Annotated in this window: 13 protein-coding genes, 1 other RNA gene and 1 riboswitch; of the genes, 11 read left to right on the forward strand and 3 right to left on the reverse strand. The window is 54.1% G+C overall.

Annotated features, from left to right (window positions below):
• Positions 1 to 72: 72 nt before the first annotated feature.
• The 4 genes from ssrA to BQ7114_RS04390 all read left to right on the forward strand — a co-directional run bounded on the left by ssrA (position 73) and on the right by BQ7114_RS04390 (position 1,555).
• Positions 73 to 440: a transfer-messenger RNA gene (ssrA, locus tag BQ7114_RS04375) on the forward strand.
• 100 nt (positions 441 to 540) lie between these two features.
• Entirely contained in the window at positions 541 to 876 is a 336-nt protein-coding gene (locus BQ7114_RS04380) for a hypothetical protein (protein ID WP_072342422.1), read from the forward strand.
• A 98-nt stretch (positions 877 to 974) separates the two neighbouring features.
• On the forward strand, positions 975 to 1,286 hold the full coding sequence (locus BQ7114_RS04385) for a hypothetical protein (RefSeq protein WP_072342429.1): 312 nt from the start codon (positions 975 to 977) through the stop codon (positions 1,284 to 1,286).
• Positions 1,287 to 1,357: 71 nt separating this feature from the next.
• Positions 1,358 to 1,555, forward strand: coding sequence for a hypothetical protein (locus BQ7114_RS04390; protein ID WP_072342434.1), 198 nt, complete (start codon positions 1,358 to 1,360; stop codon positions 1,553 to 1,555).
• Positions 1,556 to 1,751: 196 nt separating this feature from the next.
• Here the strand turns inward: BQ7114_RS04390 and BQ7114_RS04395 are convergent, their stop codons facing one another.
• A complete protein-coding gene (locus BQ7114_RS04395) occupies positions 1,752 to 2,222 on the reverse strand; it encodes a hypothetical protein (RefSeq protein ID WP_072342440.1) in 471 nt (156 codons plus the stop codon).
• A gap of 14 nt (positions 2,223 to 2,236) precedes the next feature.
• Positions 2,237 to 2,351: riboswitch (SAM riboswitch) on the reverse strand.
• Positions 2,352 to 2,434: 83 nt separating this feature from the next.
• On the opposite strand from BQ7114_RS04395, the gene BQ7114_RS04400 reads away from it, so the two are divergent.
• Positions 2,435 to 3,373: a serine hydrolase domain-containing protein gene (locus BQ7114_RS04400; RefSeq protein WP_072342443.1), complete on the forward strand. Its 939-nt coding sequence runs from the start codon at positions 2,435 to 2,437 to the stop codon at positions 3,371 to 3,373.
• A gap of 128 nt (positions 3,374 to 3,501) precedes the next feature.
• On the opposite strand, the gene BQ7114_RS04405 is transcribed toward BQ7114_RS04400, so the two are convergent.
• A complete protein-coding gene (locus tag BQ7114_RS04405) occupies positions 3,502 to 5,082 on the reverse strand; it encodes an FGGY-family carbohydrate kinase (protein WP_072342447.1) in 1,581 nt (526 codons plus the stop codon).
• Between the two features lie 142 nt (positions 5,083 to 5,224).
• Positions 5,225 to 5,818, reverse strand: coding sequence for a flavodoxin domain-containing protein (locus tag BQ7114_RS04410; protein ID WP_230205964.1), 594 nt, complete (start codon positions 5,816 to 5,818; stop codon positions 5,225 to 5,227).
• Positions 5,819 to 6,049: 231 nt separating this feature from the next.
• Here BQ7114_RS04410 and BQ7114_RS04420 point away from each other — a divergent pair, with 231 nt between their 5' ends.
• The 6 genes from BQ7114_RS04420 (at position 6,050) to BQ7114_RS04445 (ending at position 12,972) form a co-directional block, all read left to right on the forward strand.
• Positions 6,050 to 7,624: a xylulokinase gene (locus tag BQ7114_RS04420; RefSeq protein ID WP_072342458.1), complete on the forward strand. Its 1,575-nt coding sequence runs from the start codon at positions 6,050 to 6,052 to the stop codon at positions 7,622 to 7,624.
• 18 nt (positions 7,625 to 7,642) lie between these two features.
• On the forward strand, positions 7,643 to 8,689 hold the full coding sequence (locus tag BQ7114_RS04425; RefSeq protein ID WP_072342465.1) for an NAD(P)H-dependent glycerol-3-phosphate dehydrogenase: 1,047 nt from the start codon (positions 7,643 to 7,645) through the stop codon (positions 8,687 to 8,689).
• A 101-nt stretch (positions 8,690 to 8,790) separates the two neighbouring features.
• Positions 8,791 to 9,570, forward strand: a complete 780-nt coding sequence (locus BQ7114_RS04430) for a DeoR/GlpR family DNA-binding transcription regulator (protein WP_072344798.1) — start codon at positions 8,791 to 8,793, stop codon at positions 9,568 to 9,570.
• A gap of 200 nt (positions 9,571 to 9,770) precedes the next feature.
• A complete protein-coding gene (locus BQ7114_RS04435) occupies positions 9,771 to 11,144 on the forward strand; it encodes an ABC transporter permease (RefSeq protein ID WP_072342469.1) in 1,374 nt (457 codons plus the stop codon).
• A gap of 3 nt (positions 11,145 to 11,147) precedes the next feature.
• Positions 11,148 to 12,296 (forward strand): ABC transporter permease, encoded by a 1,149-nt coding sequence (locus BQ7114_RS04440; protein ID WP_072342475.1) that lies wholly within the window; start codon positions 11,148 to 11,150, stop codon positions 12,294 to 12,296.
• Between the two features lie 43 nt (positions 12,297 to 12,339).
• A complete protein-coding gene (locus tag BQ7114_RS04445; protein ID WP_072342479.1) occupies positions 12,340 to 12,972 on the forward strand; it encodes an ABC transporter ATP-binding protein in 633 nt (210 codons plus the stop codon).
• Positions 12,973 to 13,199 lie beyond the last annotated feature (227 nt).

Consider the following 13,199-nt stretch of genomic DNA (forward strand, 5'->3'; position numbering starts at 1 on the left):
GTTGCGCTGGTTTCCTAAAAATATTTTGGAGGCCACCACCGCGTGCGGGGTTGGGAATGGAAAACTACATAGGGGGATGATCGGTTTCGACAGCGATCTTCAATCGATGTGAAGCGGGCCGAGGATGTCTACTGACCTCGTTAACCATGTATTCAAAACAATAGGTGCTGAACAGAACCGCACCGACTTCGCCCTCGCTGCCTAATCTAGCGAGCAAGTCCGTCAGCCCAAGCAATGCTCTGAGTTTGGTTCCTGGCGTCGTTTTATGAGCCACTGGGTTGCCACCGTGTTGGGAGGCGGTGACCGACACTTTCTCAACTGAGCCACCTAGTTGCAGGTTTGCATGTTGCTAGTGGCTGAGAAACTTATTGCAAACTGCGCCCGGAGAAGAAATTGGGGTGGATCGTTGGACCCGGGTTCAATTCCCGGCATCTCCACTACAGGCCTCCCAGCACCCGCTGGGAGGCCTTATTTTATGCGGCAAACGCTCTGACAATAGCTTCGGGTTGTGATTGTAATGTTCATCCCTTGCCTCCTGGCATGGAAGGCAGCCAGGTTATCGATCAAGATCTGCTAGAGAGCGCTCACGCGGCCGTAGAAAACCGTTACGGTTCGCATGCTCCCGACGCGCGCGAGATCGACTACAAAAAACTCATCCTCGTGACCGACCGCGCTGGGTTGCAACGCATCCTGCAGGAACAAAAATCCCAACACGCGAAGCACGTTCCACCGATTTCACTGGCCAATTCATCAAGAGGACGTGCTATGGGATTGGAGGAAAAGGCGGACACCTCCATGGTCTTAGCCCAACAGAGCAGTTCGAAAAACAGAAAACACCAAGTTTCCAAAACCTTGGACTGCGGAGACGGTCGTTGAAGCTCTAAGGAAAACTATCAATGTCCTTGATATCGAGTTTCCAAAAAAGTCTCAAAGGGTTTTGACCGTCATGTTGATTCGAGCAGTAAACTGGATTTATGAGGGGTTCGTTCATTCCCATCGACCGCACGTTACCACCTGACGAAAGCGTTAAAGGCGTTGCGGCGGATATTCTGCGCGACGTTGTAGCTAGGATTGATAACAGCAAAGATAAAGAATACGTGCTAGAAGCATACTACTGCGGAGAATCCTCAGCCGACGATGCTGTATGGGATGCGCTCGCCTATGTCCGCGAAAAAGGCTGGAAACTAGATTCTTCCTATAAGCAGCGAATCATTGAATTAGCTGCCTCCCTTGAATATGGTGAAGATGCTCTCGAATACGTAGACTTCAGCATCTTCGATGATTAGCGATTACTAAACAGCTGATTCCATTCCAGAAATTCCTCCATTTCCAAGACTTTTCTAGATAGATTGAGCTCATGGCAGACAAGAATCTGATGGATCGCACGGTGGACGAACTAGCCGGCTACGTTCTGACGCCCGAGGAGAACAAGCAATATTTAGATGAAGACTTGAAGAATGTGCTAGCTGGTTTGGGCTTCCCCACTGAGTGGCCCTTTTTCATTCCTCGCCTTCGGGGTGAGATCAGCTGGGATTACATCGACTACTACGAGTAGAAATACGGATGGGCTCCTCTAGCCCATCAAAAAATTCACAGTTTCACCCCAGCCCGTTCGGGCCGGGGCGTTGTTATAACCGAGACAGCTCGGCCGCCGAATAGTGCAATAGCTGCAAGAGATTGGTGGAACGCACACCGGGTACGGACCGCTTGCGCGGTCTCGCACCCGGTGGCATTTTTAGGCAACGAGTGCCTTACTCTCCTCTAACTTCGTCTTTCGACGCAGATTTGCGAGCGTTCTCCACCACTTGTTTGAACAGTTCCTTCACCGCAGGATCATTAACTGCCGAACCTGGAATCATGAACCCGTCCGGATGCATGGGATTGGTAGAACACTCACCATTCGGCTTGGACGTCAAACTGTAGAGTCTCACGGCTTTACTATCGCCTACACAAAGTGCTGTCCCCTTCTCGCGGAACTCGATCCGGGCGTCGGTATGCTTCCTCACATAGGCCAACATGTTCTGGAGTTCTTCTGCAGAGTGATTCCAAAATGTCCATATCTTCTCGTCATTACCAAAAGTAACGTAGTTACCTTCAACGCCGATGATCTCAACCGGATAGATCGGGCCTCTGGTAGAAATCTTTGATTGGATCCAATGCGGCCTATGTCCCGCAATCATCAATTGGCAGGGGCTGACAGGGAAAAGTGGGTCCTTGCTCATAGTGAGCTCCTTAAAAATCGCGCGTCCACCAAACTTTTGTTTAGTGGCGGATCTTCCCTCAGGGGCACCGTGTGCGACACGCGGTTGCCAGCCAACTAGCCGAGGGGCTTAACGTTGGACTTCTTGATCCATCCACAGAATACCCCAAACGGAGCACCTGTCAAGGCATAGCTGTTAGGCTTGAGCGAAGCTCTTACACTAGTGAGGTCGACATGGATCAGCAACAATTTGATGGCCTAGTAAAGCTCTTCGAAGAAGCCAAAGACGGCTCCGGAAACCCGCTCCAAATGGAGTATCTGCTTATCAAACAGGGCAGCAACGAATACCTCCACACCTTCCGCGGACACACCGGACCGTCAGATATTCGATCGATTTCCAAGACCGTCCTCGCCCTCGTTCTTGGTACCGTCATCGAATCGCGCGATGATCTAACCGAAGACACGCCGGTGTGGCCTGTGCTCAAAAACCTATGCGAAGTGAAAGACCCGGAAAACCTTGAAAAGTGGCAACACATCAAAATCAAACACTTGATGAACCACACCATCGGGTTTGACCGCATACTGATGATGCGCGGCGACATTCAAGACATGGACCCCGCTGACTACATCAACTACATCGTCAACGAACCAATCGTGCATGAGGCGGGAACTTACTACCTGTATTCCAACGCGGGCTTCTACCTTATGTCTATCTACCTACAAGAATTCCTTGGCGAGGACCTAGAGGACTACATCAGGCGCACGCTATTTAACCCGCTTGGCATCACCGATTACAGGTGGGAGCGCTACGGCAAGTACCTGGCCGGAGCAACCAGACTATGGCTCCTACCCCGCGACATGCTGAAGATCGGCGAGTTGCTGCTTGAAGGCGGCAAGGGCATTGTGAGCCCACAGTGGATTGAACGCATGAAACAATTCACCGCTTTTACCCCCCACGTGGACACGCCTACAAACCCGTACTTCCGCCGCCACGCCTACGGCTCCAGCCTGTGGCTCTCCAACCGCGGCAACATCTTCTTTGGCCACGGAACCGATGGGCAAACGCTTGCGATCATTCCGGAACGCGGCGCCGTGGTGATCACTACCGCCACCCAAAAGGACGTGAAGCGGCTAGAGGAACTCGTGGACAAGGCCGTGGAACTGCTCTACTAGCGGCCGCTAATCCTCGTCCGAACCAATTTAAGTCGTGGGGTGTTGTTCTAACACAAGAGCAACACCCCACGACTATTTTCTAGCCATCAGCCTGTTTTCATGTACGGCATCCAGGCCCGAATAGCGCCCTAGTTAGCGGCTGGATTGTCAGCCATTCGCGCGTTCACATCTGCGAGGTCGTTGTAAACATCTGCATTCGCCCAAGCGAGGAATGCCTTCTTGAACACCTCGTAGTACTCGTTGTATACCGCATGGTTGCCTTCGTTCGGGTAGATGAACCCGCGCGTGTGCACCATGTTGTCTACCGCCACGTCAACGGAGGGCAGCGCTCCCGCGCCAACACCGCCAAGAATCGCAGCGCCGAGCGCAGCACATTCGGACACGATCAGGCGCTCAACTGGGCGGCCATAAATGTCAGCTTGCACCTGGCTCCAAAACACAGAGTTCGCGCCGCCACCCGACAAGCGGATGGTCTCAAATGGCTCACCCATCGCGTTTTCCATCGCCTCTACGCTCATGCGCAGCTCGTAAGCCACACCCTCGAGCACGGCGCGCGCGGCGTGAGCACGAGTATGAATCTGCGTAATGCCCAGCATCCCGCCTCGCGCATTGTCATGGAAGTACGGATTCGCCTGCGAGTTGAAGAACGGGAAGAAGATCAAGCCGTGCGAGCCCACCGGTGCCTTCGCCGCCTCAAGCGTGATGAGGTCGTACGGGCTCAAATCAAGTTCAGCGGCCGCTCTTACCTCTGGCTGGCCGTAGGTGTCACGCCACCAACGCAAGACCGCGCCCGCGGCGTGTGCAGTGCCCTCCATGTCCCAACGGCCCGGGATCGAATGAGCTCCAAACGACACGCCACTTTGCAGGTTCGCAGCCATGTCGGGTGCCTGGTCAAGCTGGGCAACCATTACTGCAGCCGTGCCGAGCGACAACTCCGCCAGCCCCTGCCTGTTCACGCCTGACCCTACAGCAGCACACTGCTGGTCACCGCCGCCCGGCGAGAGCACCGTGCCCTTCGCAAAACCGGTCTGCTCACTGGCCTGCGCGCTAACCTCGCCGATCGGGCGAAGCTCATGCAACAGAGGCGGCATCATGACTAGGTCGAGTCCCGCACGATCAAACAACTCTGGTGAGTATTCCAAGGTTTTGATGTCGAACATGCCGTTGTAGTTAAGCGCAGACGCATTTGCAAACAGCTCGGTTGAGCCAAGCTTGTGCAAAATCCACTCTTGTCCGTTAACTATCTTCCAAGTCTTCGCGTAAACCTGCGGCCAATTTTCTTTCAGCCACATCAGTTTGGGATATACCCACAGGCTGGAAATGTTCAAGCCTGAAATTTCGTAGTAACCCTCCTCGCCAAACTCCTCCTTCATCCAGCGAGTCTGCTTGCCCGAGCGCCCGTCGGACCACACGATCGCGTCACTGAGCGGATTCCAATCCGCATCAATCGGAATGAACGAGCCGCGCTGCGACGAAACTCCGATCGACACAATGTCTTTCACATCGCCAGGGAATGAGGCTGTTGCCTTCCTCGCGGCATAACAAATGCCTTCCCAAAGCTCATGCATATCCTGATCCACCCAACCAGGATGAGGATGCTTAGTGCGATATTCCTTGTAACCGCTGCTAATGATCTTGCCGGCACCATCGAAAATAATGACGCTTGCGCCTGTTGTTCCTGCGTCAATACCGGCGAAATACTTGCTCATGCCTTCACACGCCTTTCGTCGTTAACCACACCTTTGTGGCCTCCCATCACCCTACGGGAACGCAGAGACGATTTGGCGCTTTCTCAACTAAATGAGAATCGGGCGTCCCCGTTGTAGGCAGGCGCATGCGCGGAGACCTGTTTTAGCGGTGGTTCAAAGCCTCCCGGGCGCATTCAACCAGAGGGGCAATCGAGTCACGGTTCGTGTGATCGTAGCCCTGCGCAATATTATCGGCCACGGCTACAGCCCACTCTCCGCGGTCGCGGTACTTCTGTACTCGCTTAGCAAAGATCTTGAGTAGCGTCTTTTCGGCAGCGGGTAGGCCTTCATAGCGAACCCCGCCCTCGAAGTAGAAGAACGGGAACTCGCCTTTTGCCAGCTCGTTCTTGGTGAACGTGCGGGCTGCGCACTTCCAATCTCGGTCCGGGTGCTGCGGCGTACCTCCGTTTGCCCACACGATTACGCGACCCTGATTCAAAATGCCAGCATCTTTTGCCATCTTGCGGAACTTTCCGAAGCCTCGGATGATCGACATTCGCACGCCCGCACCGTAGACCATCAGGTCATATGACGCGAGGTTAATGCGACCGCTCTTCACACCCTCGATCACCTCAGTCAATGGGCGAAGATCAGCTTCTAAGTCTTCTGCGATCCAAGTCCCATAGGTCTTCGAGAATCCGGTCAGCGTGTTATAGATAACCAAAACTCGAGGTGCGCTTTCAGCTTCGTCCGCCATTATTTCCATCCTTCACTTATGAACCGCATATGAATATACACGGCAACGACCCTAACTTTTCGTTGAAATACAGCGTTTTTTACGACAACCGTGTCAGAAAACTAACGGTGAAGGAGCAACTTCCAATAAGGCAGATTTCATATATTTTGTGGGTTTTCGCAGAATTCCTGTTGATTTTTGTTAATCGTGTAGATAATCTGACGGTGCATTCAACGAAGAATGGAGATTCTAATGACACCTGAGAACAAGCACCACCTTGGTGCTGGCCCCCTTGTTATTGCTATCGACTCGTCCACCACGTCCACCAAAGCGATCATTGTTGACGCCACCGGGCACGTGCTGCACACCGCGAAGCGCAACATTCAGTTGCACACGCCAGCGATGGACTGCTACGAGCACAATCCGATTCGCTGGTGGGAGACCACGCGCGAAGCGATTGGTGAGGCAGTAGAGGCGCTCTCCCCCACAGACCGCGAACGCATTGAAGCAATCGGCATTACGCACCAGCGCGAGAGCTTCGCACCTTTCAAGGCAGATGGCACGCCGCTTCGTAACGGCATTTTGTGGCTTGATGGCCGCGCAACCGAGCAGATCCGCAAGTACGGTTCTGCGCACATCCACCAGCTGTCCGGTAAACCTGCAGGTGTAACCCCTGCGATCTACAAGATGGCTTGGGTTGCCCAGCATGAGCCGGAGGTGTTCGAGAAGGCCGACAAGGTCGTTGACGTCCTCGGCTACATCACTTTCAACCTGACCGGCCGCTGGGCATCTTCACAGGCGGCCGCGGACTCGCTCGGCCTTTTCGATATTGAAAAGCGCGACTACGCGGATGAGCTACTTGAGATTGCAGGCGTGCGCCGCGATCAAATGTCTGAGCTTGTTGAACCAGCTAGCCCAATCGCGATGCTGAAGGATGAACTGGTATCCGAATGGGGCCTGTCGAAGTCAATTCCAGTAATCGCCGGACTTGGCGATGGACAGGCCGCCGGCATTGGCGCTGCGGCAGTTACGCCAGAGATTGGTTATCTTAACCTCGGTACCGCTGTGAATGCAGGCGTTGAATCCCCGGTCTACAAGTACGATCCCGTATTCCGCACGCACGTCTCAGGCATTCCCGGCAACTACGTGTTTGAGGTCCTACAGTCTTCTGGCTCCTACCTGGCCGGCTGGTTCCGCAAGTCGCTGGGTGATCCGAAGCTCCTGGGCGAACCTGACCCGGATCTGGATGAAGCAGCTTCAAAGATTCCTGCCGGTTGCGAAGGCCTCGTAACACTCCCCTACTGGAACGCAGTGCAGTCCCCATACTGGGATTCCGTTGCGCGCGGCGCCGTAGTGGGCTGGCGCGGCACCCATTCGCGCGCCCACATGTACCGTTCGATCCTCGAGTCGATCGGCTTCGAAATGCGCTACAACCTCAACCACATCGAGGAAGGCACGGGCGTGAAGCTTGAGGGTCTACGCATTATGGGTGGTGGCACCCGCTCCAAGCTGTGGCGCCAAATCATGGCCGACTGCACGGGCCTACCTCTCACTGTCTGCCTCGAAGACGAAACCTCCGCCCTCGGCGCCGCTGTTCTCGCAATGGCGTCCACAGATGCGTACGAGGACGTCCAAAGCGCAGCCGTTGGCATGGCTCGCTACGGCGATACCATTGAGCCAGACATGGACGCACACGAAAACTACAAGGAGATTGCGGACATTCAGCACGAGCTTTACCCGAAGCTCAAGGACACTTTCGAGCGCCTCCACGATCTTTCCTTGAAACACCCATCCACGAAGCCCGAGTCCCCTGCGGCTGAGCTTTAAAGATACGGAAGGAAAAACATGTCAATCATTACCGTGCTGGGCGCTGGAGCCATGGGTTCTGCGCTGTGCACGCCGCTCATCGATTCGGGTTGGGAGGTTCGCCTGTGGGGCACGTGGCTTGACGATCACCTCCTCGATGCGATTGAGGCCGGAAAGCCGCACCCACGCACCAACGAGCACGTGGCCAAGGGCGTCAAGCTCTACCGCAGCGGAGAACTGAGCGACGCGCTCGACGGCGCTAATGTCGTAGTCATGTCGGTCGCTTCCGTAGGTGTTGAAAAGGTTACGGAGCTAGCCCTTGACGGCATTGAGAAAGCCGAGGCGCTTTGGCTAACTTCTAAGGGCTTTAATGAAGGCCCAGATGGCAACATCCAGCTACTTCCGGACGCGATCAGGCGGATCGCTAAGGCCAACGGCAAAACCGTCCCGCCGATCGTTGCAATCGCTGGTCCCGTTAAAGCCAATGAATGCGCGGCACGCAAGCCCACCGCAACGATCTTTGGTTCGAAGGACAAGGACCTGGCCACGCGCTTCGCTCGCGAAGCCCGCTCCGATGTTTACTGCATTGAGCCGAGCAGCGACGAAACCGGAGTGGAAATCTGCGCACCCATGAAGAACGTGTACGCCATCGCGCTTGGTATCGCGGATGGCCTTGAGGAAGGAACCGGGGTTCCACACCACAATCTAAAGGCAGCAACGTTTGCGCAAGCCGTGCGTGAGATGTCTCTGCTTGGGCAGTCACAAGGTGCAGATCCGGCAACCGCTTTCGGCCTGGCCGGCGTTGGAGACCTGGAAGTCACCGGCCTGTCGGGACGCAACAAGGTTTATGGTGTGCGCCTAGGCCGTGGAGAAACCGCAAAGGAGGCTCTAGCCGAGATGGATCGACTGGAGCAAACCGTTGAGGGTGTACCGGCAGCAGGCCTGGCAGTTGGCTTTGTAAAGCAACACGCGCCCGACCTGGTGGATGAGCTTCCGCTACTAGCGGCTGTAAGCCGCATCATTTCGGGAGCTGCAACCGACGTCAAGACGGAAGTTGCAGCCGCGGTACTCCCCAAGAGACCGTAACTTTCATCCCCGGCCCCGCGAACCTGACGGATCGCGGGGCCAGGTTTTAATATTGAATAGTCTTCTAGACCGAAGCAGGATTTCAACTAGGGATGGTAGATATGGATAAGAGGAGCATCCACGGACCTAAAGCCCGCAGAAACTCCATACTCTCCCACTTGCTGACCCACGGAAACTCGACGGTTGAGCAGCTCGCGGAGCTTCTTTCTGTATCGCAAATGACCGTCTACCGCGATGTTGCCGAGCTTGAATCACTGCAACTGGTACAGCGCCGAAATGGAATGATCAGCCCCGCAGCATCCTCACTGTCAGAGTCCTCTGCTCACCTACGCCAGCAGGCAAACCGGCCCCAGAAAAAGCGGCTCGCTAAGGCCGTGATGAAGCACATCACGCGCGGCATGTCACTACTAGTTGACGATTCCACCTCCAATATTTCACTCGTTGAAGACCTATCAGAGGTTACTCCCATCACGGTTGTTACCAACGCGGAGTTCATCGCCAAAATTGTCCGGCCGCAAGAAGACGCCAAGCTCATCTTGGTAGGTGGAGAATACGAGCCCTGGGCTGACTCCTACTTTGGAGACATCACCATCAAATCACTGGATCAGTTAAGGGTGGACCTGTGTGTCATGTCAGCCACCGCTCTCACCGCCACGCACGCCTTCCACCCAGACCAGCGCGTGGCCGATGTTAAAAGGCAAATGCTTGCCTCTGCAGGCAAAAAGATTCTCGTTGCCGATTCCAGCAAGTTCACCAAAAACGCGCTTTACAAAGTTGGGCCGCTAACCGATTTCGACCTAGTTATTACGGACTCTGAAACCCCGAAACCCGTATTAGAACAGCTTGCCGATCAAGACATCCGTGTTGAGGTCGTGCGGTAGTTCCCTCTTTGCGCCAAAATCCTTCCGCAGGTGATAAGCGCTACGCTCCTTTGCCTCAGAGAACAAAACGTGATGGACTTCGCATTCTATTTGTAATGATTCTCAGGCTTAACTGAAGAAAATTATCAGGATGCATACAGCTTCACGTTGCTTAATGCTTTTTGATAAATAAAAGAACTGACGCAAAGGAATAGTCTCAGATGTCGTTTGTTAAACGAGCTTGGCTGAACGTCTGGCGCAAATTAGCCAAGTCGCTTACGATCTTTTTAGTATTATTAACCGCCTCCACGCTCCTTCTCTCCACTTTCGCGGTGCGCGAGGCTGTTGCTCGCACGAGCGACGAGGTGGGTTCAGAACTGTTAGCTGGCTTCTCGGTACAAAATAATCAGCGTACTAACCCCGGCACTGCTCGCGGCGCAGGAAACGTTTCTCGCGAACAGATCGAAGCGATCGCGAAACTTCCGGGCATCACGAAGTACGTGACCAACATGAGCTCGGTGGCAGACATTGAAAACGCTGAGATTTTCAAGCTAGATGGTGCGGCATCTGACTATTCACAAGAGCGAGAAGAAAAGTTTGGCAGAGCCGTCATGGTAAACGCGGTGAACAAGTCAGACCTCGCCACTCCTTTCCGCGCGGGAACCTTCACCCTGGCGCAAGGCCGTCACCTCACCGACAATGACCACCACAAAGTAATGGTGCATGAAGAGTTTGCAGCTAAGAACAACCTCAAGGTTGGAGATACCCTGCGCATGCGCGGCAACATTTACGACCCGGACAACCGGTTCCAATCCGACGCCGCTGTTGATGCGGAGATCGTTGGTACCTTTAGCGGCAAGAACTCCCGCCCGGCCGCGCAGCGCCTAGAGCTATACCAGAACGCCATTTTTACTGACCTTGACACGGCACGGACTTTGAATGGCACTACACCTGAAAATGAGATTTACCAAGACGCTGGCTTCTTTGTTAACAGCGTCAAAGATGTTGACGCCGTCATGAAAGCCGCCGCTGCTCTACCCCTCGACTGGGAGCACTATGAGCTAGTGAAGAACACGGACATGCTTGGAGCGCTGGCATACTCGCTTCAGAGCATCAATTCCCTCGTTAATACCACTTTCATTGGCACCCTGATTTTCACCATCGTGGCACTCGCACTGGTCCTCGCCCTGTGGATGAATGAGCGCCGCAAAGAAACTGGAATCCTGCTGGCCGTAGGCGTCAGCAAGGCCAAGATCTTCGCGCAGTACTTAACGGAAAACATTTTTGCTTTCGTTGTAGCCCTCGCAGCATCGTTCGGAACTGCCACGTTGCTCGCGCAGAAGTTGGGCGATGGCATTGTTTCGCGCGCGTCTGCGCAAACCAGTGCGCAACTTAACGGCGGCCAGAACTTTGGTACCGACTTCTACACCTCCACGATTCAAAAGACCGTAGATCACGTGAACGTTGTAATCGAACCATCGCACCTGGTAATGGTTGGGGTTGCCGGCCTGATTCTCGTAATCGTTGCAACCCTGATTGCTTCAGCACCGATGCTCTCGAAGCGTCCAAAGCAGCTACTTACACAGATCGGTTAAGTAATGCAGTTTTGGACTCAAGCGGGTTTGGCTGTAAAGCGCCACCCCAAGAAAAGCGTCACGCTGGCAGCCATCATTTTCGTTATTTCGGCGGTTTTCATACTGCAAGGCATTGTGAGCGCGACCGTAAACACGGTAACGAACGCGGCTACCGAGCGGATTGCTCCCGGATTCACGGTTACTTCCACTGCGGGAGATTTCCAAGAAGAGGCCGCACAGCAGCTACTAGATTATGACCGCCTGACCGGACACAACTTTGTGCTACACACCGCGACAGAAGCGCAGCAGCTCGGATTCGTTTCCGTAACGGGCGCCAGCGACGTGAGCAAGCTACCGACTTTTGCAGAAGAAGATGCGCAGATAGATGAGGCCTCTTTGCAGAAGCTGCAGAGTAGCCAAAGCATCATCTTGCCTGAACTGATTGCGCAGCAGCTAGGCATAAAGACTGGCGACAAACTGAAGCTCGGTAGAGATTCCAGCGAGGTTGAGTTGGAGGTTGCGGGCGTTTACAAGCAGGATATTTCTGGCTCTAAGAACCCCGACACGTCGGTATATGCGAGCCTAGAGACTGCACAGATGCTGGCTGGCAAGACAGCGGTTTCCAGTGCCACTTACCTAACCGAGGCAGAAGACGTTGACCACGCAATCAAGTTCGCGAAGGAGCATGCCGCGCAAGGTTTGGAAGTCGCTAGCAATACTGGAGGCGCCGCAGACCTGCTGGGATCGGTATCCGGGTTTGCAACCCTGCTGTTGCGTTTGTTGCTCGTCATCTTAGCTTCAGGTGGATTGATCCTGGCTTTTGTGCTCGCATTCTTTGTGCGTTCACGCATTCACGAAATCGGGATCTTGCTAACCATTGGTTTTTCAAAGCTGCGGATCTTCGCCCAGGTTGCCACAGAGCTGATTATGCTGACCGTTCCAGCGTTCATTGTTGCACTGGTCGCCAGCGAGATCGCGGGACATTTCCTCTCCGCGCAAATCTTGCAATCAGCTACCGACGGGCAGATTAGCGCCGTCCCGTTCAGTGCGCTAAGCACCTCGGCTATTGCAGCTTTTGGCGGAATCATCGCCATCGTGCTGGCGGCCTTGCTTATCGCGATTCTCCCGATCTTACGGCTTCCGCCTAAACGGATTTTAGCCAAAATGAGCTGACCCCTCGCCCACTACTTTTCACTCACAAAATAGGAAGATTTCCATGACCACGCTAAAACTTGAAAACGTATCTTTTAACTACTTGGCCGGACAGAAGAATGTTCTTGACAACATCAGTGTTGAGTTTGAGTCCGGGAACTTCTACGCCATTATTGGAAACTCTGGAACTGGTAAGTCAACGCTACTGAGCTTGTTGGCGGGCCTTGATGCGCCTACCCAAGGAAGCATTTCGATGGATGGCGAGGACATTGCTAAGCGCGGCTACACGCATCACCGACAGCACAACATTGCTTTGGTGTTCCAAAACTACAATCTGATTGATTACTTGACTCCGCTGGAGAATGTTCGCCTGGTCGACTCGAAGGCGAAAGTTGATTCGCTACTGGAGCTAGGTATTTCTGAGGAGGAAGCGAACCGTAACGTGATGCAGCTTTCTGGTGGGCAGCAGCAGCGGGTTGCTATTGCGCGCGCTTTGGCCGCGAAATCACCCATAATTCTTGCCGATGAGCCTACCGGCAACCTCGATGGTGATACCGCGAGCGAAATGGTGGCGATCCTGCGTAATCTTGCCCACGAGCAAGGCAAGTGCGTCATCGCCGTTACGCACTCAAAACAGCTGGCACGCGAAGCTGACGTGGTTTACCGACTGAAGAACAAGAACCTCGTGAAGCAGTAACGAGCAGGGCTTGCTGGTTCGGCTTAACTGTAGCCGGCAAGCCTCAACTAATACATAGTGTGGGGCGCGCACCGTTTGTGGTGCGCCCCTTACATATAGGGGCATATCGTTGGCGTATGCAGTTGGAGTTGTCAACAGCACCTATCGATCAGACTACAAAGAAGCGTCTACGACGAATCGACATGAAATTCTTGCGCAACTAGGCTACCGCCTCGTTTCCTTTACCT

Origin of the sequence: Actinomyces urinae (assembly GCF_900119695.1) — a bacterium.
GTDB classification, from domain to species: Bacteria; Actinomycetota; Actinomycetes; order Actinomycetales; family Actinomycetaceae; genus Gleimia; species Gleimia urinae.